Genomic DNA, 395 nt, shown 5'->3' on the forward strand with positions numbered 1-395 from the left:
GTGAAGTCGGAGTCCGTGCCGGTGACACTGAGGCTGCCGAGCAGCCCCAGGCCGAGCGTGCCCTCGAACGTCAGGAACGCACGATACTCGCCCGGTCCCAGCGCCTCGCTCGCCACCGCATTGCCGTCGAGCAGCCCGAGATCGAGCAGCGTGATCTGCTCCGAGCCGTCGATGCTGGTCCATTGGGTGCCGTCCCACTTCTGGACCACCACCCGATAATCGCTGAGCACCCCGATGTTGGCCAGCGCGTCATATTCGAACACCGCATCCAGGCTGTGCCCGGGCTCCACCGTGAACGCCACGTTCGGAACGCCGAGCACCTGCAGGTCGAGACCGACCAGCGACACCAGCGCCAGATAATTGGCGTCGCCATGGTCCACCGGCGTGACGACCGG

General features: G+C 66.3%; 1 protein-coding gene. It reads right to left on the minus strand.

Annotation, left to right across the window (positions count from 1 at the left end):
• On the minus strand, positions 1 to 395 hold a 395-nt coding region (locus AC2YHA_RS19495), incomplete at both ends, for a hypothetical protein (RefSeq protein WP_487402981.1).

It is taken from the genome of Sphingomonas sp. SRI_018, assembly GCF_057586275.1.